We start from the raw sequence: 22,183 nt of genomic DNA on the forward strand, positions 1-22,183 counted from the left end.
CTCATGCCGGCAATGTCACGGATCGAGCGCGCATTCTGCAAGACGGCGCTGTGGCGCGGAGGAACCGGGCAGGCCGTGCTCGGCAGCATCCCGGTCGATCGGCTGGGTCATGATGTGCTCGAAATCGGTTCGGGCAGTGGTGATATCGCCGCCCGGCTACGCCAATCGAACCCAGAGCTGGCAATCACCGCCACCGACTTCGACCCGGCCATGGTGCGCACCGCGGCCCGCCGGCTGGGGGCATTCGACAATGTGACCGTGCGCGGGGCCGATGCCACAGACCTGCCGTTCGGCGACGACTCGTTCGATTCGGTGCTCAGCTGCCTGATGCTGCACCACATCGTGGACTGGGAGAAAGCGGTCGCCGAGATCGCCCGGGTGCTGCGGCCCGGCGGGGTGTTCACCGGCTATGACCTGACCCGCACCCCGATGGCGACCGCGATCCACCGGCTCGACCGGTCACCGTTCCGGCTGGTGAATCCCGATGAACTGGACGAGGTGTGTGCGCGCCACGGCCTGGCGATGCAGACCCGTACCCGGTTGGCGGGTCAGGTCATGCAGTTCACCTCAGACTGATTCGGCTTCCTTGGGGCGGCTCAGCCACGGCGGGTCGATACCCTCGTCGAGCCTGCCGTCCTGCTTGGCGTCCAGGTAGCGGAAGTACAGCACGCAGAACACCACGATCAGCATCAGTGACCAGCCGTAGGTGATCTTCATGTACTCCAGGAAGCGGCCGGTGGTGGGCCAACGCCACAACAGCCAGCGGTCCATGGTCATGAATCCGTAGACGGCGAGCCACGCCGGCCAGTTGCGGATCACCGAGTTCGGCAGCACCACCGTCATCAGGAACGGGAACAGCATCATCGAGTAGTAGCCCTGGGCCAGTCCGAGCACCAGCCACGAGCTGACCAGCAGGACACCCGAGGAGGTCAGCATCCAGAACAGCTGATCGCGCTCACGGTAGTAGCGGTACAGCAGCCAGAGGCTGACCACTGCCAGCACCACGGCGGCCAGGCGCAGCGCGATGATCAACCACATCGGCAGCCCGTAGTAGATGCCGTTGCCCAGGATCGAGGAGTTGAAGTAGTCGCGGGTCTCCAGGATGTAGGGCGCGGTATTGCGTATGAAGCCCATCGGGTCGGCCGACAGCGGCCAGGCCACCGCGTTGAACACCAGTGGCACACCGACGGCCGTGATCAGCGCGCGCCACTGCCGGTTCAGCAGCGGCAGCAGCAGGAGCACCACCAGCAGCGGCTTCACCACCAGCGTCAGACCGATGGCCGCGCCGGCGATCAGGACATTGCGGGTGCCGCCCTTGAGCAGGAACCAGAAGAACAGCACCTCACCGAGCAGCACGCAGCCGTTGATGTTGGTGAAAACCAGTGTGTTGGTGACCGATTCGGTGCAGAACATGGCCAACAGCAGGGCCGGTAGCGCCACCGAGGTCAGGGAGAACTTGAACAGCCGTACCAGAAAGCAGGCCGCGATGATCACGGCCACCGCGTTGAACGCGACAAACCAGAAGCGCGATGCGAACTCGGGCAGGAACCCGAACGGAGACAGCAGCAGAGTGCCGCCCGGAGGGTACAGGTAGTGCGGATCGACGAAGTTGAAATGCTCGTTGTAGATGGCCCAGTGCCGGCGGAAATTCGAGACCGCGCGATACACGGGCCCGAAGTCGTCGGTGATGTAACCGTTGGTCGCCAGCACGTAGCTGCGATGGATGATCGACAGGATCGCGATCGGCCACAACACCGAGCGCAGCACCGAAGCGGTGCTCGGCGCGGAGGTGCGGGGACGGAAGGAGTTCAGAAGACCGACTCGGACTGAATTGGTCGGGGGTTCTGCTTCGGCCACCAGCGAACCGTACACCGACGCCGATCGTGCCCCGCGTCAGGCAGGACAGTACGTGTCGGTCTCGGGCAGTTTGCCGCTGTCGAGGTAACCGGTGAGCGGCGGGAGCGCGCACGGCGTGTAGATGCTGGCGCCGTGGCCGATGCCCTGCCACATCACCCGCCGGTTGTTGGCGCCGGCGTTGATGATGGTCGCGGCGACGGCGGCGACACCCTCGCTGCCGACGATCGGGTCGTTGCGCACGCCGAGCAGCAGCACCGGAATCTTGAGGTCCTGCGGGTCTTTCGGTGCCGTGCCGCTGGGCCAGTTGAGGCATTTGACGAGATTCAGCGCGCCGACGGCGCCGAACTGCGGGTAGAGCTTGCCCCAGGCGACCACCAGTTCGCGGACCCGGTCCGGGGTGGGCCGGTTGAGGGCGTCGCTGCAGGAGTTGACGAACTGGCCGTCGGATTGGCGCAGGTTGTCCGCCTGGGTGATGAGGCCCGAGATCGGGCCGGCGTCACCGGCGCGAGCCGCGGCCAGGGCGTTCGCCAGGTTGTTGGTGGCGGCCACGCGGTCGCCCTGGGGGAAGCCCATGCCGGTGGTGATCGCGTCGGCCAGGGTGGCCACCGAGGCTCCGCCGGGGCCGCGACCGGCCCGGGCGTCGGCCAGCAGGGCGTCGACGGCGCCCTTCGGATCCGGCGCCAGCGGGCAGTTGGTGGCCACGCACTGCGCGGCGAAGGCGTCCAGTGCGGCCTGCTGTCCCTTGACGCGTTGCTCGGCCGCGGCCTCGGCGCCGACGGCCAGCGGCAGCGGGGAGTCCAGGATCAGCCGGGACACCTTGTTGGGGTGTGAGCCGGCGTAGGCCAGTGCCACCTGGGCGCCGTTGCCGACGCCCATCAGCGCCAGGGCGGGCACATCCCAGGTGCTGCGCAGCCGTTCCAGATCTTCGGCGGCGTGGGCGTTGTCGTAGGCCGAGTCGCCCGGGGCGATGGTGTCGGTGCAACTGGTCGTGGCGGTCATGGTGACCGCGCCCAGGTTGGCCACCGGATCATCGCCGGCCTGAAACTGCGTCTGGTCCAGCATTTCCTGACGGTCGTAGACGTCGCGGCAGTCCAGTGCGCCGGACATCCCGATGCCGCGCCGGTCCACTGCGACGACGGGATGAGATTTGAGAACGTCGGTTCCCGAGTGCGCCAGCCACGTCGGCAGCTGCACCGAGGAGGGAATGTCGGATCCGGTGGTCATCACCAGTGGGCCGGCATCGGCCGGGGTCTGCGTGGACCGGGCCCGCACCACGCCGATGCTGAGCGTGCCGGTGGCCCCGTTGATCGAGTCGAGATCGGCGTCGTAGGTCGCGCAGTCCAGCGTGATGTCGGGCAGCGGCTGGATGCCGGCACCGTTGAACACGCGCGGCGTGCAGTCCCGCCAGGACAGGTCGTTCTTGGGCGCTTCGATGCCGGGCGGGCCGGCTGGGGCCGCCGAGGTGGTTTCCGGCTGCCCCTGCGGGTGGGCGCCGGAGTTGGTGGCATAGCGCGGATCTGCGGCCAGCAGGGGTGAGCATGCGGTGAGCAGTAGTGACAGGACAGGTGCGGCGACCGCCGACCTCCGCAGGGCTTTCACCAGCTGATGACGCATGCTGACCACAGTAGCGACACGGTTTGTACTAGCCGCGGACGTAGCGGGTGTACAGGTAGCCCTCGTCGTCGGTGAGCAGGTGAGCAGGCCGCATCCGGGTGTGCGCATGGCCCGGACCCGTGGCGATGCGTCGAGCCACCCCGCCGACGAGGACCGGTGCCACGGTCAGGCACAACTCGTCGAGTAGCTCGTTTTCGATCAGCAGGCTCAGCAGCGACGGGCCGCCCTCGGTCAGCACCCGGAAGAGCTTGCGTTCGGCGAGGATTCGCAGCGCAACGGCCGGTTCGACGCGCGTCGGGTCCGCGCCGGAGGCGCCGAGCACCTCGGCGACCCCGCCCAGCCGCCGACGCGCGTCGGCCACGGTCTGGGTGGCGGTGAGGATCAACGGTGGGACCTCGGTGCGCGTGAAGAATTTGGCTTCGTGGTCGAGGGCGGCCGACGCGGTGACGACGGCGATCGGCGGCACCTCGGCCTGTCCGCGCCGCTGGCGTTCCTGCCGTTGGGCGGCTGACAGCTGTACACCGGAGTAGTTCTCGATCCGCACCGTCGCCGCGCCCATCAGGATGACGTCGGCGCTCTGGCGCATGAGATTGAACACAGCCCGGTCGCCCGGACCGCCCAGCCCGCCGGACTTGCCGTCCTCGGTGGCGCCGCCGTCCAGACTGCTGATCATGTTGCCCCGGACCCAACATCGCTGCAGGTCATCGGGGTAGGCGTAGTAGTGAGCCAGCTGACCGTCGACGATCTTGTCGACGTTTCCCAGCACGGTCAGGTCTGTCCCGGCGGTGTCATCGGACATGAACTGAATTGGAGCACGTCGTTACGCTGCCTGAATGCACGGGTCCAGCGGCGTCGCTCATCTCGCCGATCGTCATCCCACCGTCACTCCGGAGCGGTTGGTCGCACAGTTGATTCCGCCGCCGACGTTCGCCGACGTCAGCTACGACAGCTACCGGCCGGACCCGGCCGAACCGTCCCAGGCCGCCGCGGTCGAATCCTGCCGCAAATTCTGCGAACAGGCTGCGATTCGCCGGGCGGGCAAGAAGAAGCTGTTCGGCAAGCGCGAGGTCCTGCCCGGGGTCGGGCTGTACCTGGACGGCGGGTTCGGCGTCGGCAAGACCCACCTGCTGGCCTCGACGTATTACACGCTGTCCCAGGGGGACGCCCCGACCGCGTTCGCCACGTTCGGCGAGCTGACTCAGCTGGCCGGCGTGTTCGGCTACAACGAGTGCATCGACCTGCTCTCCGAGTATTCGGTGGTGTGCATCGACGAGTTCGAGCTCGACGACCCGGGCAATACGACACTGATCTCGCGGTTGCTCTCGGCGTTGGTGGAGCGCGGCGTCTCGATCGCGGCCACCTCCAACACGCTGCCCGAGCAGTTGGGCGAGGGCCGGTTTGCCGCCCAGGACTTCCTGCGCGAGATCAACACGCTGGCCCAGATATTCACGACCGTCCGGATCGAGGGGCCCGACTACCGGCATCGCGATCTGCCACCGGCGCCCGAGCCGTTGTCCGATGACGAGGTGGCGCAGCGGGCCGAGGGCGTCGTCGGCGCGACCCTCGACGACTTCGACGTGCTGTGTGCGCACCTGGCGACCATGCATCCGTCGCGCTATCACGCTCTGATCGAGGATGTGACCGAGGTGTTCATCACCGGGGTGCACCCGATCGAGGACCAGAGCGTCGCACTGCGACTGGTCGCGCTGACCGACCGGCTCTACGACGCGGGTGTCCCGGTGCTGGCGTCGGGGACCAAGCTGGACACCATTTTCAGCCCCGAGATGGTCGCCGGAGGCTTCCGGAAGAAGTACCTGCGGGCCACCTCGCGCCTGCTGGCGTTGACGGCTGCCGCGCAGAGAACGGCCTAGACGGGCCGGACCATCACGTAGTCGTTCTCGACACCCGTCCCGAGCCGGAACGTCTTGGTGCCGCTGACGGTGAAACCGTTCTTGGCGTAGAAGCGCTGGGCGCGTTGGTTTTCCTGGTTGACCCCGAGCCACACGCAGGCGACGCCGGAATCGGTCGCGGTCCGCAGCGTCTCGGTCATCAGGGCCTGCGCGGCACCGCGGCCGTGGCGATCGGGCAGCACATAGATCTTGGACAGCTCGAGTGCGGGTCGATGCGTCACTGCCCGCTGCACGTCGGCGTCGTCGGGCACGCCGTGAATCAGCATGGCGTAGCCCGTGATCGAGCCGTCACGCGCCACCAGAACGATCCGATCCGGATCGGTGAGGTACTGGCCGAAGCGGGCCTCGGAGAGGTTCTCGGCGATGAAGGCGGCAACGTTGTCCGGCGTCACCGACGGGGGACAGGCCAGCGGAAAGGTGGCGGCTGCCACCGCGGCGAGTTCGGGAAGGTCCGCCGCCGTGGCACGGGCGATCATCAAGGCAGGGGCGCGCCCGGCTGCCACAGGTTCCACTGCGCCAGGTGCTTGCCCGTCTTGGTGTCGGTCAACACCACATTGGTGACCAGTGCGCGGTAGACGTCCCAGTAGACGTCGCCGTTGACGGTGGCTCCCGGAGGCGCATTGCGCAGCGCTGCCTCGAGCCGGTTGGGCGCATCGGTGTGTTTGGGGGCGTAAGCGTCGGCGTAAGGGGTGACGCCGTTGAACGTGAACGCCAGCGCCATCGCGTAAGGGTTGGGTGCAGCGATGGTGGTCACGGTGATCGGGGCCCGCCACGGGCCGCCCTGGGCGCGCCAGCGCGGCGAGCCGTTCCAGCCCCAACCGGGCGGTACGTCGCTGGCGAGCACGTCGTGCACCGTGACGTCGGCGACGACGCCGTTGTCGGTCTCGACCCGCAGCGTCTGGCCGATGTTGCCGATCGGGGCGCTTTCGGCCGAGGCCGTCGGCGGGGCCACCAGGGCGGCGACGGCGGCGACCACAGCCGTGAACATGAGCGCAAACCAGCGAGGCATGCCAGGCATGATCGCACAAATTGAAACGTGTTACAGCCGGATGGGTCAGGACACCCAGGGGCCGACGCCGCCAACCTTGTCGATCCGGATGCGGGTGAGCCAACCGGGCGGTGCGTCCTTGGGCGGAAACGGAACATCGGGGGCGGCCAGGGTCTGCGCCAGCTCCTTGAGGAGTTCCGGTGCCCCGCCCTCGACGATGCGGGCCGTACCGGTGATCGCCAGGTAGGGGCGCATCGCTTCGCCCACCCGTCCGGGATCGACGATCGTCAGGGCCACGCGGGGGTCGCGTCGGACATTGCGCACCTTCTTGTGCTCGGCCAGGTGCGCGGTCACCAGCTCGTCGCCGTCCGGTGTGGACTGCAGCGCCACCCAGACCAGGGTGACCTGTGGGCTCCCGTCCGGGTTCAGGGTGACCAGCGTGGCATCGGCACCTGCGCCGATGAATTCGCGTGCGGCGTCGTTGAGTAACACGTCAGGTTCTACGGTTGCGCGGACGCTTTCATTCCCGGGTTCACTGTTCGGCGCTGTCCTGGCCTTCCGCGGTGAACGGCGCCAGGGCCGCGGCGAGTTCGGTCTCGAACCGTTCGGGGTCCGCGCCGAGTCGGTGCAGGGGCCCGTCCTCGCCTTCGGCCTCGGCGAGGGCGAGCAGGATGTGTTCGGTCCCTATGTAGTTGTGGCCGAGCCGAAGTGCCTGACGGAATGTCAGTTCCAGCGCCTTCTTGGCCGCGGCGCTGAACGGGATCAGTGCCGGTACCGTCCCGGCGGGCGGCGGCAGGGTGATGCTCGAGCGAGCTGTCTCAGCGGTGATTCCTTGGCTGACAAGGAGTTTGGCGGCCAGGCCGTCGGGCTCGGCGAACAGTGCCAGCAGCAGGTGATCAGGGGTGATCTCGGTGTTGCCGGCTTCGTGCGCGGTGTTCTGGGAGACCACGATGACGTTGCGGGCCCGCGGGGTGAACCGGCCGAATCCGGCGTTGGGGTCAAGGGCGGCCGGGTCGAAATCGGGGACCTTCGGCACAAAGCGTTTCTGGACGGCCTGCTTGGTGACGCCCATGGCCTTGCCGATGTCGGTCCACGATGCGCCCGAGCGCCGGGCCTGGTCGACGAAATGCCCGATGAGGTGGTCGGCGATCTCGCCGAGGGCATCGGCGGCGATCACGGCATCGATCAACTGCTCGAGCGGTTCGGTATGAGCCTTCTTGATCGCGCCGATGAGGTCGTCGAGGCGGACGGGGTTGGAGATGGTGACGGGTTTGCTCATGCGTCAACTGTAGGTTGACGAAAATTGATCGTCAACCATGAGTTGACGATGATGGGCGTCGACGGTGCGGTGCTGGCGGCGCCCGCTCGCCCGGATCGGGCAAGATGGCGCCGGTGAATCTCGAAGATCGCGTCCTGACGCTGCTGCGCCCCGTGCTGCGGCCGGTGATGCGCGTGTTGTCGTTGCGCACGATCGTCATCGTGGGTGCGCTGTCGGTGGTGGTCACCGTCATCACGCTCGGGACCTGGGTGTGGATCGGCGTGACCAACGACCAGTACAGCCAGCTGGATCGGCGCCTGGATTCATTGAGCAGCCTCGGCGATGTCAGCACGCTGCTCACCGCCACCAAGCAGGGATCGGCGGACAAGGCCATGCCCGACGACGGAGGTCTCGTCCGCACCGCCCACATCGGAGGCGTCAGCGTCTCGGTGCCCAGCGACATCGTCCTTCCGCGGCTGGAAAACGGTTACACGAACACCACGATCGACGGCGTCGAGTACCGCGTACGCACCTTCACGGCGGGCCCCGCGACCATCGCGCTCGGTGCACCACTGGCCGAGACGCAGCGCCGGATCGATGAACTGCACCTGCGGGTCCTGCTGATCTGCGGTGGCGTCATCGGCAGCACCATCGTGGTGGGCTGGATGATCTCGCTGGTGATGATCACGCCGTTCCGGCTGCTGGCTCAGCAGGCCCGTGCCATCAACGCCCAGTCCAAGCCCGACGAGGTACAGGTCCGCGGTGTGCGTGAGGCCGTGCAGATCGCCGAGGCGGTCGAGGGCATGCTGGCCCGCATCGGCAACGAACAGGAGCGCACCAAGGCCGCGCTCGAATCGGCCCGCGATTTCGCCGCGGTGGCCTCGCACGAACTTCGGACCCCGCTCACCGCGATGCGTACCAACCTGGAAGTGCTGTCGACGCTGGACATGACCGACGAGCAGCGCAAGGAGGTGATCGGGGACGTCATGCGCACGCAGAGCCGCATCGAGGGCACCCTGACCGCCCTGGAGCGGCTGGCGCAGGGGGAGCTGACCACGGTCGAGGACTTCGTGCCGATGGATGTCACCGAATTGCTCGACCGCGCGGCGCACGACGCGCTGCGGACGTATCCGGGACTGCGCGCCACGCTGATGCCCTCGCCGACGGTATTGATGCTGGGCATGCCGGCGGGCCTGCGTCTGGTGATCGACAACGCCATCGCCAACGCCGTCAAGCATGGTGGCGCCACCGAAATCCGGCTGAGCGCAGTCAGTTCGGCCGACGACGTGCAGATCGTGGTCGACGACAACGGTTCCGGGGTGCCCGAGGTCGAGCGGGCCGAAGTGTTCGAGCGGTTCGCCCGCGGATCGACAGCGTCGCGGTCGGGATCCGGTCTGGGTCTGGCACTCGTCGCCCAGCAAGCCGAATTGCACGGTGGCACAGCTGCTTTGACGGAAAGCCCGCTGGGCGGCGCGCGGTTGCTGCTGCAGCTGCCGTTGACCCGGCGGGTGGAGGACGCGCCCTTCTGAGTCAGGGGTGCGCGGTGGCGACGTAATCGGCACCGCCGACATACACGGTGTCGCCCGAGGTGACCGGTTCGAGCGCGGCGTCGACGATCGCCGAGGCGAACTCCTCGATGGTGGGCAAGGTGCCGTGAATCTGTCTGGCCGAAACGGCATCGGGGTCTCGGCGGGCCAGCAGCCGCACGATGATCGTGCCCTCGATCATGTCGCCGGACACCACCACGAACGACACACCGGCGTCGTCGAAACGGGACTGCATCGCACGCAGCGCGTCCTCGCCGGCACGCTTGCTCGCGGCGATGGGCAGGTAATCGTCGGGAACCGGCTGTTGTCCGTGGAAGTGGGCCTGGTGGCTGGTGACGAACACGATGCGGCCGCCGGGGGCGAGCAGCGGCAGCGCCGCCTCGGCCAGGCGTACCTGGGCGTCGCGGTTGATCCGCATCGCGTAGCCCGCGTCGGCGCCACGCTCCAGGCCGCCGGAAGCGTTGAGTATCAACATGTCCAGGCGGCCGAATGTATCCCTGATGTGGTCGATCAGGTTGGCGGTCGCATCGGGATCGCACACATCCGCCCCCGCGACGGACCCCTGGCCGCCTCTCGCCTCGATGGCGTCGACGATCGCTTTGGCCCGCTTGATCTTCTCGCGGTAGTTGACGATCACGTGCACGCCGGCGGCTCCGAGTTGGTGCGCGACCTCGGCGCCGATCCCACGTGATGCGCCGGTGACGAGCGCGACTTTCATGACTGCCTCCGTGCTTCTGATTTAGAACCAATATGATGGTTCTAAATGAGAAGCGCAAGTGGACCCGAGTTCGTTCGCCGTGGTGAAGACCCGGCGAATGCGCCGATGCTGGCCGTCATGGAGCTGCTGGGCCAGCGCTGGGTATTGCGGGTGATCTGGGAGCTCGAACCGGGGTCGTTGGGATTCCTCGAACTGCGCCGACATATGGGCAATTGCTCGTCGAGCATGTTGTCGGAGCGGCTGCAACAACTCGTGGCGGCCGGGCTGGTCGTCAAGAATGAAACCGGGGCCTGGGAACTGACGGTCACCGGTGCCGGGTTGGGGGCGGCGCTGTCGGGATTGTGGGACTGGGCGGAGTCCTGGAAGGCGGGGGAGGCTCAGCAGTCCTGAGCCGGGGACCTTTCCAGCAGTTCGTCGAGGAAGCCTGCCGCCTCCTGCCCGGCCCGTTCCACGTCGCCGGCCGCGATCGCGTCGACCAGATCGTCGTGCGGGAACATCCCGCCGGGACCCGCGCTTGTCGTCGCGACGCTGGCGGTGATCGCCTCAAGGAGCCCGCGGTAGATCTCGACGAGTACCGGATTGTGCGACGCCCGCACCACGGCCAGGTGGAACTCGGTGTCGGAGTGGGTGAATTGAGCGTGGTCCGTGGTGTCCGTGTGTGCCAGGTGGGCGCGTAGTTCGACAAGGTCCGCTTCGGTGCGCGCGACGGCGGCCAGACGGGCCCCTTCAACTTCAAGGCAGCGCCGGACCTGCAGCACGTCGCGCAGCTCGGATCCGCACAGCCGGCGCAGGGCCGCGGATACCTCGCTGGTGGCGCGCACATAGGTGCCGTCACCCTGCCGGACTTCGAAGATGCCGTTGTGTGCCAGGGCTCGGACCGCCTCGCGCACGGTGTTGCGTCCCACGCCGAGGGCCTCGACCAGTTCGGGCTCGGTGGGGATGCGGCTGTCGACCGGCCATTCGCCCGAGGTGACCAGGGTGCGCAGTTGCTCGATCACCTGGTCGACGAGGCCTGTGCGTCGCGTTGTGGCGAGCGGCACGTGAAAGTCCTTTCATCCAATCATGGGATGTATGGCATCATAACCGGGTGAGTAGGTCTCTGCGCAAGGAAACGCTGAACGGTTACGAGCACGATCTGGAGCTCGAACTCGACGGTGCCGTAGAGGTACGCCCTGCACAGATGGCGGCGGGCGGTGCCCTGCTGATCGTGGCGGTGGTCCTGACCGCGCTGAACCTGCGTCCGGCGATCACCAGCATCGGGCCGGTTCTCGGCGAGATGCGGGAGTCGCTCGGCGCCTCGGCCGTGTGGGCCGGCGTGCTGACCACTCTGCCCGGCCTGTGCTTCGCCGCGGCGGGTCTGACCGCGCCGTGGCTGGCCCGCCGGATCGGTTTGGGCCGGGCGATCTCGGTCGCCCTGGTGATTCTGAGCGTCGGCCTGGTGGCCCGGGTGCTCGACGGACCGTACGTGGTGATCGGCGGAACGCTGGTCGCCACCGGAGGCATCGCGCTGGTCAACGTGCTCATCCCGGTCGTGATCAAGGGTTCGTTTCCGGCCCAGATCGGACTGATGACCGGTGTCTACACCGCGGCCCTGCAGGGCGGCGGGGCGCTGGGTTCAGCGGTCACCCCACCGCTGGAGCCTCTGCTCGGCGGATGGCGGGGCGCGTTGGGTGCCTGGGCGCTGGTGGCCATTCTCGCGCTGCTGTTCTGGTTGGTGGGCGCGCGGGGAATCAGCACCGCCCGCACCGAGGCGGCCTCGTCGGGGGCGGCCGGTCGCTCGCTGCTGCGCAGTCCGTTGGCCTGGACGATCACGTTGTTCTTCGGCTGCCAGTCGTTCCTGGCCTACATCGTCATGGGCTGGCTGCCCGAGGTGTTCATCGACAGCGGGGTCAGCAAGACCGACGCCGGCCTGTTGCTCGGGTTGGTGTCCATCCTGGCCGTCCCGATCAGCCTGATCGTTCCGCCGCTGGCGGCCAAGCAGAAGCACCAGAGTGGCTGGATCGTGGGGCTCGGCGTGGTCGGCATGATCGGCATGATCGGGCTGCTCGTCGATCCCGGCGCGGCGCCGCTGCTGTGGAGCTTCTTCGTGGGCATCGGAATGAGCGTGTTCTCGTTGGCGCTCACCGTGATTGCGCTGCGCGCGCGCAACGCGGAGGACACCGCACGACTCTCCGGCATGGCGCAGGGTTTCGGCTATCTTCTGGCCGGTGTGGGTCCGTTCTCGTTCGGGCTGCTTCACGACATGACCGCCGGCTGGACGGCGCCGTTTGCCATGGTGATGGTCATCTACCTGGTGCAGATGGTGGCGGGCGCGCTGGCCGGCCGGAACCGATACGTGTGAGTCACAAGCCTGGCTTGTGACGCCACAAGATCGTGGTGCCTACCGCTGATCGGTTGCGGCCACCAGCATTGGCGAGGTGACCACCTACACGGCGACTTACACCGCGGCAAGGCCGTTTCATACCGCCCTGCTGGCCGAATTGGACACTGCGAGTTCGGCCTTCCGGCACATCACGCCGAACTGGTTCGCCTCGGTGATGGGCACCGGAATCGTCGCGACGGCGGCGGCCACGCTGCCGCTGCACCTGCCGGGTCTGCACGAGTTCGCCACTGCGGTATGGATTCTCGCCGCCGCCGTGCTGGTGATCCTGACCGCGGCCTTCGCCACGCACTGGATCCGGCATCGGGAACAGGCGAAGGCCTATGCGGGACACCAGGTGGTGGGGCAGTTCTACGGCGCCCCGGCGATGGCGCTGCTCACCGTCGGAGCGGGTGCGCTGCTTTTCGGGCCGGGCATCATCGGCCCGTCCGCGGCGCTGGCCCTCGACGTAGTGCTGTGGATCGCCGGCACGGCGCTGGGATTGGTTGTCAGCCTGTGGCTTCCGTTCGCGATGATCACCCGTGAGGATCACACCGACGTCGAGGCCGTGCCGGCCTGGATGATGCCAGTGGTGTCACCCATGGTCTCGGCCTCCACTGGCGCCCTGCTGCTGTCGCACCTCGGTCCGGGACAAGCGGGGATGACCTTGCTGGTCGCCTGTTATGCCATGTTCGGCCTGAGCCTGCTGGCCGGTCTGATCACCACCACCATGGTGTATTCGCGGCTCATGCACGGCGGGTTCAGTCAGGTGCAGGCGATTCCGACGGTGTGGATCGTGCTCGGCGTCGTCGGTCAGTCGATCACCGCGGCCAATCTGCTGGCCGCCCATGCCGGCTCGGTGCTCACCGACAGTGCCACGGTCTCCGCTCTGCACGCCTTCGGGATTGTCTACGGCCTGGTGATGGGCGGCTTCGGAGCGTTTGTGTTCTGCCTCGCGACGGCACTCACCGTGCATGGTGCGCGCCGTGGGCTGTCATTCAGCCTGACCTGGTGGAGCTTCACCTTCCCGGTGGGGACCTGCGTGACGGGAGCGTCTGCACTGGGCGTCGCCACCGGTGCCGTTGCCATTTCCTGGCTGGCTGTCGCCTTGTACGTGCTGCTGCTGGCCGCATGGGCCACCGTCGCGACCAATACCCTTCGCGGGGTGCGGACCGGTCGGCTACTGCGCGGCTGAAGTCACCGGCACGGATCGAGCACCAGGTTCCGGTGGCCCGGGTTCAACGCGCCGAGGCGATGTGGCTGAGCAGTTCGCGCACCGCCCCGGCCGGCGGGGTGCGGCCACCCGACCAGATGGCCCGCAGTTCGCGGTGCAGGTCCAGTCCGTCGACGGGTACCTCACGCAGCCGGCCCAGGGTGAGGTCGTCTTCGACGGCCAGTCGGCTCATCACGGCGGGCCCGGCGCCGGCCAGCACCGCGGCACGCATCGCGGTTGCCGAGGACAGTTCGATCGCCGGGTCGGCCTGCCGGCTCGACTGACCCAGCGCGGACCGCAGCGCAGAACTGAGGGCATCCCTGGTGCCCGAACCGGTTTCCCTTGACACCAAAGGTGTTTCGCTGAGCTCGACGGGGCTGACCGGAGCCGATCTGCGGGCCCACTTGTGATCCGGGGGCACCACGGCGACCAGCTCGTCATGGGCGATCACCCGGCTGTGCAGTCCGGCCGGGACACCCGGGGATTCGATGAAGCCGAGGTCGGCCGACCCGTCCTGGACGCCGGCGATCACCTGATCGCTGTTGGCCGCGGTGAGGATGACCTCGGGTGCGTTCACTCCGCGACGTGCCGCGTCGGCCTGCAGCGACACCAGCCAGCGCGGCATGAGTTGTTCGGCGATGGTGAGACTGGCCGCGACGGTGACGCGATCGCGGCTCTCGGTACGCATCGACGCCAGGCCGGCGTCCACCCGCCCCGCGACGTCGAGCAACTGGTCGGCCCACTCGGCGACGACCGCACCGGCCGCGGTCAGCTGCGACCCGCGGGGGCTGCGCTGTACCAGCCGCACCCCGGTCTGCGATTCGATCGAGGCCAGCCGCGCCGACACCGCCTGCTGGGTGAGACCCAGCTCGCGACCGGCGGCTCCGATGCTGCCGGTACGTGCGATCGCCAGCAGCACTTCGAACGCTGCCAGCTCGGGCATCCGGGGGCTGAGCGGCATGCCCAGGATCGTAGGGCGTGGTCACAAATCACGGTTGTGAACGCACCGGTTGGGGCGTCGCGCCGGACGTGGTGTAGCCTGGCCGACGTGACTATCGGCGTGTGTGCCAGCTATTGGCGCTTTATCGAGGCTCCGGGCGGAGCCGATAAAGCGCAGCACTAAGCACGCATCCACCCGGAGCCCAGGCAGTGACCATCGGTCGCTGCCTTTCGTCGTTACAGGGCGCCGGAACTCTTGCAGGTGCCCACCACCAGGAAGGCACCTCGAAAATGAACTTGGCGCAGATCGCCAAAGCCCCAGCCACATCGGACCGACGGGTTCGCAGTTTCAGCGCGATCCCCAGCCCGCACGATGTGCTGACCGAATTCCCGCTGGGGGAGCGCCGCGCGGAGCGGGTGGCCCGCGACCGCGATGAGATCGCCGACATCCTGGCAGGTCGGGACGACCGGCTGCTGGTCGTCGTCGGCCCGTGTTCGGTGCACGATCCCGCAGCCGCGCTGGAGTACGCCAGCCGCCTGGTGAAGGTGGCCGACGAGCTCAAAGATCAGCTCAAGATCGTGATGCGGGTGTACTTCGAGAAGCCGCGCACCACGATCGGCTGGAAGGGCCTGATCAACGACCCCGGTATGGACGGCACTTTCGACGTGACCCGCGGCTTGCGCGTCGCTCGTCAACTCCTGCTCGACATCATCGACATCGGCCTGCCCGTCGGGTGCGAGTTCCTGGAACCGACCAGCCCGCAGTACATTGCCGACGCCGTGGCGTGGGGAGCCATCGGCGCCAGGACCACCGAGTCGCAGGTACACCGCCAGCTGGCGTCGGGTCTGTCGATGCCGGTCGGGTTCAAGAACGGCACCGACGGAAACATTCAGGTCGCGGTCGACGGCGTGAAAGCCGCTGCCGCTCAACATGTCTTCTTCGGGATGGACGATATGGGCCGCGGTGCGCTGGTGAACACCGCAGGCAACGAGGACTGCCACGTCATCCTGCGTGGTGGCACAGCGGGACCGAACTACGACGCCGACGCCGTAGTCGCGACCGCGGCCAAGTTGACCGGCGCCGGGCTGCCCGGCCGTGTGGTGATCGATTGCAGCCACGCCAATTCCGGCAAGGATCACGTCCGCCAGGCAGTGGTGGCCACCGAGGTCGCTCAGATGGTGCGGGACGGTCTGCCGGTCAGCGGCGTCATGCTGGAGAGCTTCCTGGTCGCCGGGGCGCAGTCGCCCGAGGCCCGGCCGCTCACCTACGGCCAGTCCGTCACCGACAAGTGCATGGATTGGGACGCAACCGATCTGGTGCTGCGCGAGCTTGCCAAGCGCGCGGGCTAGTTCCCGCTCGGTTTGCGGTACCGGCCGCCGGGGTCACGGTCGAACTTGGGCGCGTTGGCCGCGTCGAGTTCGATGAGGACGTCGTCGCCCGTGTCGTGAGGTGCGCTGAAGACCACGACGCGCGAGCCGGCCAGCGGAACCCGAGAGTGATGGGCGACCATGTTCGCCCTCACCACCCGGCGTCCGGTCGGGCCCTCGAATGCGACGGTGACGGTGAACTCGGGGTCGTCGCCGGTCCAGCGCGTCAGGAATTCCACGTTGCGGAGCTCGCCGGGCGACCGCGCACCGTGCCGGCGCAGGGCCGCTAGCCGGTCTTGCCGGCGACGGGTATGGCGGATGCCCCGCCACGCCCCCGCGGTGGCCAGCGCCGCGCCGCCCGAGCACGCCACGCTGACCAGTGCCAGGGTCCCGCCGGTCCAGCCGCCGATCCACACCGCTGCCCCGAGCAGGCCGACCGCGACGCCGGCGAGGGCGGGTATCAGGGCCACCCGGTTGCCGGTGCTGCGCTGGCCGAAGGTGTCGCGGGCCTCGTCGGCGACGATGGTCGCCAGGATGGCGGGAAGAAACGAGCCGACGATTGCGGCGATGCCCAACCAGGTCGACGGGTCGCGGGTCTGCATGCTGTGGATCCAGAACGCTGCGCCGACGGCGACCGGTACCCACAGGATGAAGGTGAGTGCCGCGAAGAATCGCAGCGTTTCTGACGGTCGGGAGACGGACACGGTGATGTGGCCGTGCTTTTCGACGGTGGAGAAGTGCGGCAGCGTGCTCTCCCAGGCGGACGACTGTGTGGTGCCACTGCTCACCTGGTGCTCCCTTCCGGCGGAATCACCAGTATTGCCATGAGTTCCCGGGTGTCGCTGCCCGTGGACGGCAGATCCCGCGGGTTCTCACGAATTGCTCACCGACTCAACATGGATCGGTTAGGCGTCATCCTCTGTCGCGAGCGGGGCGTCCGCCCCGGACTGCCAGCTACCGGGCATCATCGGGATCGTCGTTCCGTCGCTGAAGGCGTCGTCGGTCAACGTGGTCAGCCCGGCCGGTCCGGCAACAGTCGATTTCACTGCGGTTCCGGTGAATCCGAGGTTTCCGGCCCCACTCTCGGAGGCGCTCGTGGTGACGGGTTGCCCGGACGGCGGTGCGGCGACACCGTCGGCCGTCATGAACTCATAGCGGTAACCGCGGTCCTTGGCGGTTCCGCTGCGTCGCTTGCGGGCCTGCGACCGGCGCTTGTTGATCGCCGCGGCCGTGGCGGCAGCCGCAGCGGACGCGCCTACCGAGTCCGAAGCCCTGGCGGTGGCGCTGTACCGCGACGTCGCGCCGAAACCGAATCCGGCACCCCCGCCCGGCACCGCATACAGGGCGGGCTCGGCTCCGGCGGGCATCGGAGTGGGAGTCGACGGTGCAGGGGCGGCGGGAGCGGAGGTAGGTGCAGGCGCAGGTGCGGCGCCCGCCGCCACCGATGCCGGCGCGGCAGAGCCGGGCATCGCGGCCACCGCGGGCGGCTCGGCGCGGGCGATCTCCTCGGCCGGCGCGTCGATCGGAATGTCGTAGGCCTGGGCCAGTCCGACGATCCCGAGTAGTCCGAGCATGGCCGGGGACGCCGCCGCGACCGCCGCGGCGTACAGCGGAGTGCCCAGCACGGCGAAGACTGCGGTGTACGCGCCGAGGAAGAACACGTTGATGTAGGTGCTGAACAACAACGACGGATCGGCGATGATCTCGGCGAGGACCTGCGGGATCCGCCAGGGCTCGAGAATGAATTCCCTGAGCTGGTCGTACATCCCGTAGAAATGCTCAGACTGTTCGGCCAGCCAGTTCCCGATCGGATCGTTGGCCTTGATCCACTCGATGAACTCCTCGTACGAACTGAGCACATCGCTCAGGCTGAGGGAAGAGCCCGACTCGCCGGCCCGGGCCACAGCGGCAGACTGCATCATCGTCGCCGACCCGGAGCCCGCTTCCCCGACACCCGGCGCCAGCAGTACCGGTGCCGCCGTCGACGGCGGTGTGGTCGCCACCGCAACCTCGGTGGACGCCTGGTAGACCGTCATCGTGGTCGCGGCCTGGATCCACATCCGTACGTAGTCCGCCTCATTGACCGCGATGGGGACGGTGTTGATCCCGAAGAAGTTGGTGGCCACCAGCACACCGAGGGTCGTGCGGTTGGCCGCCAGTTCGGCCAGCGTCGGCATCGCTGCCAGAGCGGCGGTGTACGAGGCCGCTGCCGTCTCGATCTGGGCGGCCACCCGTGCGCTACTCGCGCTCGTGGCGCCCAGCCAGGCCAGGTAGGGCAGGTGCGCCGCCGCGTACCGCTCGGCGCTGGGCCCCTCCCACGCCCCGGCCTGCACCGTACCCATCACTGTCGTCAATTCGGTTGCAGCCGAGGAGTATTCGGTACTCAACGAGGCCCATGCCCCTGCCGCCGCCAGCAGTGGCCCGGCGCCCGGACCGCTGCTGAGCAGAGCTGAATGCACTTCGGGAGGCAGCGCCATCCACACCGGGGTGGTCATGACAGACCGTCCAGGACGGGCGACGTGGCGTCGTTTGCCGACGGGTGGACGGGGGTGCAGATAGTCATCGCGTTGTCCGGGATGCAGCGCGTGCCGGCAGCCCGGTTCTCCTCTCGATCGCTTTGCTCCCCCAGTGGCTAAGTATGGTTAGCATAAGCTAACTTGTGCCGATTTGGGGTATGAAGTTCCTATGTGGATGGCGCAATCGTCAGTTCGTCTGAGCGTGGGTCAGCGGCGGTAGGCCGGCAGGTTGGCGGTGAGTTCGTCGAACAGTGCCTGGTTCAGCGCGAAGGCCACCTTGACCTCGTCGACGACGCGGTCGATGTCGCCCTGATCGAGGTCGAGACCATCGAGTCGGGCCCGGTAAGCGTCCTTGTACGGCTTTGGGCGCATCGGGAATTCGTAGAACGACAGTCCGGCGCCGTCCAGGTCGAAGGACCGGTCGAGGACTCGGCCGATGGCCTGGCCGCCGGACAGGTCGCCGAGGTAACGGGTGTAGTGGTGGGCCAGAAGTGCTCCACCCCAATCAGATTCGGCGATCCTGGTGCAGTAGGCCTGGGCGGCGGGGGAGTGGACCTCGCGCGCTGAGTCCGGTGCCCAATGGTCGAGGTCGGCGTCGATCGTGGCCAACCGTTCCAGCATCGGGTCATGGAACGCGCCGACGACCGGGTCGGTCCGTCGGGCTCGGACCGTGTCCTCCAGGGTGCGATAGACCGCGCGCAGTCGCAGCAGGTAATCAACGTAGCCCTGGCCGTTGACCCGCCCGCTGAGCAACTCCGACATGAACGACGATTGCTCGGCGGCCTCGTGTTCGCTTCGCGAGTCCTCGCGCATGGCGACGGACAGCGATCGGACGGTCTCGGGGGCAACGGCGCTCGGCATACTCTGGCTCCAGGTGTTTTAACGACAGGTTGTCAACATCATGCCGACAATCTGTCAGGAAACCTAGCACCGGGTCGCGCGCCGTGGGGACCTACGTTTTTGCGGACAGTGCGCGCAGGACAAACTGCTCGATGGCGGCCACCGGAAGGTGGCGTGGCGCCAGGCACGCGTGGATCAGCGACATCGTGGCGGCCTCGTCGTCGACGGTGAACTGCCCGTCGGCCACGCCCTGCGCGAGGATCTCGCGCAGCACGTCCTCGACCGCCACCACGTGATCGCGGATGGCCAGCATGGTCTCGTCCGACAGGGCGCCATAGAGCTGCATGCCCATGCCCATGTGGAATTCCTGCCCGGCTTCGAGCTGGTGCCGGATGTAAACCCTCAGTCGCCCAACGGGATCGTCCACCTCGGACAGGGCGTTGCGCAGCCCGTCGAGGTAGCGGCTCGTCTCATGGGACGCGAATGCGATCACCACCGACTCTTTGTCCGGGAAGTGGTGATAGATCGCGGTCCGCCCGATGCCGGCCTCGGCCGCGAGCTTGGCCATGGTGATCGCGTCGAAGCTGTGCTCGGTCATCAGGGCGGCGAATGCCTCGAAGATGCGCTGCTGGATCTGCTCGCGGTGTTCTTCGACCGATGAGGCGCTGATCCTGGGCACGCTCGAGTCTAACGCCCGCCCTGCCTGCGAATTCTGTTAGTCCAGCCTTAGCCGGCAGGTGGAGAACCCGCCGTCCACTACAGTCTCGATACCCAACTGAATGAAGGGCGGTACGTCGTGCTGCGAGCCTTGCGGGACTTACCCATCCGTGGGCGCGTGGCACAAGCCGCGCGCGCCCTGCATCCGGTCGGATTGGCCGTCGCGCTGCTGTTCTTCGCCTGGTCGATGAGCCCGTCTCTGTTGCCGCGGGCGTGGTATCTGCAGGGCGTCGCGACGGGTATCAGTGTCGGGATCGGATACGGGCTGGGGTGCGCGACGGCGTGGGTAGTGCGGCGTTGCGGGATCAGCCCGCAATGGTCCGCGCGCAGCCGCCGGATCGGGTGGTGGACACTGGCCGGTGCCGCCGCCGTGGTTGTCCCGACGTTCCTGGTGCTCGGGTCATGGTGGCAGCAGATTCTGCGCGACCTGATCGGCATGCCTCGTGCCGAGCGGTCGTTCTACTTCCTGGTGCTGCTCCTCGCCCTGGTGATCGCACTGGCGCTCGTGGCGATCGGGCGCGGATTACGTTGGGCCACCCATCGTTTGACTGATGTCGGTGGCCGGTTCGTGCCCGGTCCGGTGGCCCGGTTGGCTGCCGTGGTGATCGTGGTGACGCTGGTGGTGATGGGGCTCGACGGCGCCCTGCACCGCGGCCTGCTGAGCATGGCCGAACGTTCTGCGAAGGCGGCCGACAAGAGCACCGTCGAGGGCGTAACGCAACCGAGCGTGCCGGAGCGTTCCGGTTCGCCGGCGTCGGCGCAGGCGTGGGACACCCTCGGGCGTGAAGGCCGAAGTTTCGTGGCCGGTGGCCCCAGCGCCGAACAGATCTCGGCCGTCACCGGCGCGCCCGCACGTACGCCGATCCGGGTGTACGCCGGCCGCACCTCCGCCGACAGCGTCGACGGCATTGCCGGGCAGGTCGTCGCCGAGCTGCACCGCACTCACGCCTTCGAGCGCAAGGTGCTGGCCGTGGTGACCACCACCGGGCGTGGCTGGGTGAACCCGAATGTGGCGGCCGCCCTCGAATACGTCAATGGCGGGGATACCGCGATCGCGTCGATGCAGTATTCGTTCCTGCCCAGCGCGCTGTCCTTCATCGCCGACCGGGAGACCCCACCCTTGGCAGGGCAGGCATTGTTCGAAGCGGTGCACCGGGTCTGGGCGGCGCTGCCGGAGATCAAGCGGCCGAAACTGGTGGTGTTCGGGGAGAGCCTGGGTTCCTTCGGTGGCCAGTCGGCGTTCGCCTCCGGCGCCGATATCGTCAGCCGCACCGATGGCGCGTTGTTGGTGGGAACGCCCAACTTCGCGCAGCCGTGGGGGAGACTCACCGCCAACCGGGATCCCGGCTCGCTGCAACGACTACCGGTGATCGACGGAGGACGCCATATCCGCTTCGCCTCCCGGACCTCCGACGTGAATCTCGCTGGGCCCTGGGAGTTTCCACGTGTGGTGTTCTGGCAGCACGCCAGCGATCCGATCACGTGGTGGTCGTTCGACCTGCTGCTGCACCGGCCGGACTGGTTGCGGGAACCGCTGGGGCCCGACGTGGACCCGGGGATGCGCTGGCTACCGTTGGTCACCTTCTGGCAGGTCACGCTAGACATGATTTTCTCCGCCGACGTGCCCTACGGGTATGGGCATGCGTTCGGACCGGATGCCGCTGACCTGTGGGTCGACATCCTCGCGCCGCGAGGGTGGGATCCCGCGCTGACCCCGCGGATTCAGGACGCGATCGGCCGCTTCGCGTAATCTGCGCACTTGTGGGAGGACTGTTCGGGTGGGTCGTGGGTGTGGTGTTCTTGTTCTTTCCGGTCTTGCTCGCGATCGGTGCCGCGGCGTGGCGCAACGAAGTGCTCGCCAAGCGGATTCGGGTGAACCAGGCTCAGCTCGGGATCCTCATCGGGCAGGTGATGGATGAAGCGGCTCGCGGTCGCGAGCTGGGGACGGAGAAGTCGTTCGTTGCGTGGCGTGTCGTCTGGGCCGAAGAGGGTGTCATGCGAGTGGAGAACACGGGGCGTGACAAGGCTCGCTCGGTCACGGCCAAGGCGTCGAACACCTCGGGGTCGGCCGAGAAAACCGTGAGTTCGGTGGATCCGGGTGACTCTGTCAGCCTGGGCGTAGTGCTGGCCGCGGCGGGCGACACCGAGGTCGAGCTCACCTGGCGCACAGAACTGGGCCGCTGGACAACCGAGCGGTACGCGGTGGCGCGCTGACCGACTCGGCCTTCTGAGCGGATGACGGGATTCGAACCCGCGACCCTCACCTTGGCAAGGTGATGCGCTACCAACTGCGCTACATCCGCGCGCCACGAGCGAGATCGTCGCCCGTCGCGAAGCCG

At 67.7% G+C, this 22,183-nt stretch carries 23 protein-coding genes and 1 tRNA gene; 9 read left to right on the forward strand and 15 right to left on the reverse strand.

The window, feature by feature from the left end; genetic code table 11:
* Window positions 1-3 precede the first annotated feature (3 nt).
* Window positions 4-576 (forward strand): class I SAM-dependent methyltransferase, encoded by a 573-nt coding sequence (locus AC4LGL_RS12025; protein ID WP_491838881.1) that lies wholly within the window; start codon window positions 4-6, stop codon window positions 574-576.
* Here AC4LGL_RS12025 and aftC read toward each other — a convergent pair.
* From aftC to AC4LGL_RS12040, 3 genes are read right to left on the reverse strand one after another with little or no spacing between them, the layout of a single operon-like run.
* The gene (gene aftC / locus AC4LGL_RS12030; RefSeq protein ID WP_491839346.1) at window positions 568-1,860 is read right to left on the reverse strand and encodes an arabinofuranan 3-O-arabinosyltransferase; all 1,293 of its coding nucleotides are present in this window, start codon (window positions 1,858-1,860) and stop codon (window positions 568-570) included. The genes AC4LGL_RS12025 and aftC overlap by 9 nt on opposite strands.
* Window positions 1,861-1,893: 33 nt before the next feature.
* A complete protein-coding gene (locus tag AC4LGL_RS12035) occupies window positions 1,894-3,471 on the reverse strand; it encodes an alpha/beta hydrolase (protein WP_491838882.1) in 1,578 nt (525 codons plus the stop codon).
* A 28-nt stretch (window positions 3,472-3,499) separates the two neighbouring features.
* A complete protein-coding gene (locus AC4LGL_RS12040; RefSeq protein ID WP_491838883.1) occupies window positions 3,500-4,270 on the reverse strand; it encodes a pyrimidine reductase family protein in 771 nt (256 codons plus the stop codon).
* A 34-nt stretch (window positions 4,271-4,304) separates the two neighbouring features.
* Here AC4LGL_RS12040 and zapE point away from each other — a divergent pair, with 34 nt between their 5' ends.
* Complete coding sequence (gene zapE, locus AC4LGL_RS12045) at window positions 4,305-5,342, forward strand: cell division protein ZapE (protein ID WP_491838884.1); 1,038 nt, start codon at window positions 4,305-4,307, stop codon at window positions 5,340-5,342.
* Here the strand turns inward: zapE and AC4LGL_RS12050 are convergent.
* The 4 genes from AC4LGL_RS12050 to AC4LGL_RS12065 are packed head-to-tail and all read right to left on the reverse strand — an operon-like array spanning window position 5,339 to window position 7,648.
* Window positions 5,339-5,857 carry a GNAT family N-acetyltransferase gene (locus AC4LGL_RS12050; protein ID WP_491839347.1) on the reverse strand — a complete coding sequence of 173 codons (519 nt, stop codon included), beginning with the start codon at window positions 5,855-5,857 and terminating at the stop codon, window positions 5,339-5,341. The genes zapE and AC4LGL_RS12050 overlap by 4 nt on opposite strands.
* A complete protein-coding gene (locus AC4LGL_RS12055; protein WP_491838885.1) occupies window positions 5,857-6,390 on the reverse strand; it encodes a hypothetical protein in 534 nt (177 codons plus the stop codon). The genes AC4LGL_RS12050 and AC4LGL_RS12055 overlap by 1 nt, the downstream gene beginning before the upstream one ends.
* 45 nt (window positions 6,391-6,435) lie before the next feature.
* Window positions 6,436-6,861 carry a PPOX class F420-dependent oxidoreductase gene (locus AC4LGL_RS12060; protein WP_135361876.1) on the reverse strand — a complete coding sequence of 142 codons (426 nt, stop codon included), beginning with the start codon at window positions 6,859-6,861 and terminating at the stop codon, window positions 6,436-6,438.
* Between the two features lie 40 nt (window positions 6,862-6,901).
* Window positions 6,902-7,648, reverse strand: coding sequence for a Clp protease N-terminal domain-containing protein (locus tag AC4LGL_RS12065; protein WP_491838886.1), 747 nt, complete (start codon window positions 7,646-7,648; stop codon window positions 6,902-6,904).
* A 167-nt stretch (window positions 7,649-7,815) separates the two neighbouring features.
* Between AC4LGL_RS12065 and AC4LGL_RS12070 the strand changes: the two genes are divergently transcribed.
* On the forward strand, window positions 7,816-9,156 hold the full coding sequence (locus AC4LGL_RS12070; RefSeq protein WP_064879281.1) for a sensor histidine kinase: 1,341 nt from the start codon (window positions 7,816-7,818) through the stop codon (window positions 9,154-9,156).
* A 1-nt stretch (window position 9,157) separates the two neighbouring features.
* On the opposite strand, the gene AC4LGL_RS12075 is transcribed toward AC4LGL_RS12070, so the two are convergent.
* A complete protein-coding gene (locus AC4LGL_RS12075) occupies window positions 9,158-9,892 on the reverse strand; it encodes an SDR family oxidoreductase (protein ID WP_491838887.1) in 735 nt (244 codons plus the stop codon).
* A 45-nt stretch (window positions 9,893-9,937) separates the two neighbouring features.
* On the opposite strand from AC4LGL_RS12075, the gene AC4LGL_RS12080 reads away from it, so the two are divergent.
* Window positions 9,938-10,282 (forward strand): winged helix-turn-helix transcriptional regulator, encoded by a 345-nt coding sequence (locus AC4LGL_RS12080; RefSeq protein ID WP_491838888.1) that lies wholly within the window; start codon window positions 9,938-9,940, stop codon window positions 10,280-10,282.
* Here the strand turns inward: AC4LGL_RS12080 and AC4LGL_RS12085 are convergent.
* The gene (locus tag AC4LGL_RS12085; protein ID WP_491838889.1) at window positions 10,270-10,932 is read right to left on the reverse strand and encodes a FadR/GntR family transcriptional regulator; all 663 of its coding nucleotides are present in this window, start codon (window positions 10,930-10,932) and stop codon (window positions 10,270-10,272) included. The genes AC4LGL_RS12080 and AC4LGL_RS12085 overlap by 13 nt on opposite strands.
* 140 nt (window positions 10,933-11,072) lie before the next feature.
* Here AC4LGL_RS12085 and AC4LGL_RS12090 point away from each other — a divergent pair, with 140 nt between their 5' ends.
* Entirely contained in the window at window positions 11,073-12,233 is a 1,161-nt protein-coding gene (locus tag AC4LGL_RS12090) for a CynX/NimT family MFS transporter (protein WP_491839348.1), read from the forward strand.
* Between the two features lie 76 nt (window positions 12,234-12,309).
* Window positions 12,310-13,446 carry a TDT family transporter gene (locus AC4LGL_RS12095; RefSeq protein WP_491838890.1) on the forward strand — a complete coding sequence of 379 codons (1,137 nt, stop codon included), beginning with the start codon at window positions 12,310-12,312 and terminating at the stop codon, window positions 13,444-13,446.
* Window positions 13,447-13,489: 43 nt separating this feature from the next.
* Here AC4LGL_RS12095 and AC4LGL_RS12100 read toward each other — a convergent pair whose 3' ends face one another.
* Complete coding sequence (locus tag AC4LGL_RS12100) at window positions 13,490-14,425, reverse strand: LysR family transcriptional regulator (protein ID WP_491838891.1); 936 nt, start codon at window positions 14,423-14,425, stop codon at window positions 13,490-13,492.
* A 269-nt stretch (window positions 14,426-14,694) separates the two neighbouring features.
* Between AC4LGL_RS12100 and AC4LGL_RS12105 the strand changes: the two genes are divergently transcribed.
* Window positions 14,695-15,753 (forward strand): 3-deoxy-7-phosphoheptulonate synthase, encoded by a 1,059-nt coding sequence (locus AC4LGL_RS12105; RefSeq protein WP_491838892.1) that lies wholly within the window; start codon window positions 14,695-14,697, stop codon window positions 15,751-15,753.
* Here the strand turns inward: AC4LGL_RS12105 and AC4LGL_RS12110 are convergent.
* From AC4LGL_RS12110 to AC4LGL_RS12125, 4 genes are all read right to left on the reverse strand, one after another.
* Window positions 15,750-16,559, reverse strand: coding sequence for a hypothetical protein (locus AC4LGL_RS12110; RefSeq protein WP_491838893.1), 810 nt, complete (start codon window positions 16,557-16,559; stop codon window positions 15,750-15,752). The genes AC4LGL_RS12105 and AC4LGL_RS12110 overlap by 4 nt on opposite strands.
* A 117-nt stretch (window positions 16,560-16,676) precedes the next feature.
* Window positions 16,677-18,266: a PPE family protein gene (locus AC4LGL_RS12115; protein ID WP_491838894.1), complete on the reverse strand. Its 1,590-nt coding sequence runs from the start codon at window positions 18,264-18,266 to the stop codon at window positions 16,677-16,679.
* Between the two features lie 228 nt (window positions 18,267-18,494).
* Window positions 18,495-19,148: a biliverdin-producing heme oxygenase gene (locus tag AC4LGL_RS12120; RefSeq protein WP_491838895.1), complete on the reverse strand. Its 654-nt coding sequence runs from the start codon at window positions 19,146-19,148 to the stop codon at window positions 18,495-18,497.
* Between the two features lie 91 nt (window positions 19,149-19,239).
* Window positions 19,240-19,806, reverse strand: a complete 567-nt coding sequence (locus tag AC4LGL_RS12125; protein WP_491838896.1) for a TetR/AcrR family transcriptional regulator — start codon at window positions 19,804-19,806, stop codon at window positions 19,240-19,242.
* Window positions 19,807-19,962: 156 nt separating this feature from the next.
* Between AC4LGL_RS12125 and AC4LGL_RS12130 the strand changes: the two genes are divergently transcribed.
* Both AC4LGL_RS12130 and AC4LGL_RS12135 read left to right on the forward strand, forming a co-directional pair.
* Entirely contained in the window at window positions 19,963-21,594 is a 1,632-nt protein-coding gene (locus AC4LGL_RS12130) for an alpha/beta hydrolase (protein ID WP_491838897.1), read from the forward strand.
* 11 nt (window positions 21,595-21,605) lie between these two features.
* On the forward strand, window positions 21,606-22,058 hold the full coding sequence (locus AC4LGL_RS12135; protein ID WP_491838898.1) for a hypothetical protein: 453 nt from the start codon (window positions 21,606-21,608) through the stop codon (window positions 22,056-22,058).
* Window positions 22,059-22,074: 16 nt separating this feature from the next.
* On the opposite strand, the gene AC4LGL_RS12140 is transcribed toward AC4LGL_RS12135, so the two are convergent.
* A tRNA-Gly gene (locus AC4LGL_RS12140) sits at window positions 22,075-22,147 on the reverse strand.
* Between the last annotated feature and the right edge of the window lie 36 nt (window positions 22,148-22,183).

It is taken from the genome of Mycolicibacterium arcueilense, from assembly GCF_058536225.1.

Excerpts from the sequence above, each read along its gene's own strand:
- AC4LGL_RS12070 (WP_064879281.1), top strand. The coding sequence starts at position 7,816 with ATGCGCGTGTTGTCGTTGCGCACGATCGTCATCGTGGGTGCGCTGTCG.
- AC4LGL_RS12080 (WP_491838888.1), top strand. The coding sequence starts at position 9,938 with ATGAGAAGCGCAAGTGGACCCGAGTTCGTTCGCCGTGGTGAAGACCCG.
- AC4LGL_RS12100 (WP_491838891.1), bottom strand. The coding sequence starts at position 14,425 with ATGCCGCTCAGCCCCCGGATGCCCGAGCTGGCAGCGTTCGAAGTGCTG.
- AC4LGL_RS12035 (WP_491838882.1), bottom strand. The coding sequence starts at position 3,471 with ATGCGTCATCAGCTGGTGAAAGCCCTGCGGAGGTCGGCGGTCGCCGCA.
- zapE (WP_491838884.1), top strand. The coding sequence starts at position 4,305 with ATGCACGGGTCCAGCGGCGTCGCTCATCTCGCCGATCGTCATCCCACC.
- AC4LGL_RS12120 (WP_491838895.1), bottom strand. The coding sequence starts at position 19,148 with ATGCCGAGCGCCGTTGCCCCCGAGACCGTCCGATCGCTGTCCGTCGCC.
- AC4LGL_RS12090 (WP_491839348.1), top strand. The coding sequence starts at position 11,073 with ATGGCGGCGGGCGGTGCCCTGCTGATCGTGGCGGTGGTCCTGACCGCG.
- AC4LGL_RS12105 (WP_491838892.1), top strand. The coding sequence starts at position 14,695 with ATGAACTTGGCGCAGATCGCCAAAGCCCCAGCCACATCGGACCGACGG.
- AC4LGL_RS12115 (WP_491838894.1), bottom strand. The coding sequence starts at position 18,266 with ATGACCACCCCGGTGTGGATGGCGCTGCCTCCCGAAGTGCATTCAGCT.
- AC4LGL_RS12055 (WP_491838885.1), bottom strand. The coding sequence starts at position 6,390 with ATGCCTCGCTGGTTTGCGCTCATGTTCACGGCTGTGGTCGCCGCCGTC.
- AC4LGL_RS12065 (WP_491838886.1), bottom strand. The coding sequence starts at position 7,648 with ATGAGCAAACCCGTCACCATCTCCAACCCCGTCCGCCTCGACGACCTC.
- AC4LGL_RS12075 (WP_491838887.1), bottom strand. The coding sequence starts at position 9,892 with ATGAAAGTCGCGCTCGTCACCGGCGCATCACGTGGGATCGGCGCCGAG.
- AC4LGL_RS12040 (WP_491838883.1), bottom strand. The coding sequence starts at position 4,270 with ATGTCCGATGACACCGCCGGGACAGACCTGACCGTGCTGGGAAACGTC.
- AC4LGL_RS12050 (WP_491839347.1), bottom strand. The coding sequence starts at position 5,857 with ATGATCGCCCGTGCCACGGCGGCGGACCTTCCCGAACTCGCCGCGGTG.
- AC4LGL_RS12025 (WP_491838881.1), top strand. The coding sequence starts at position 4 with ATGCCGGCAATGTCACGGATCGAGCGCGCATTCTGCAAGACGGCGCTG.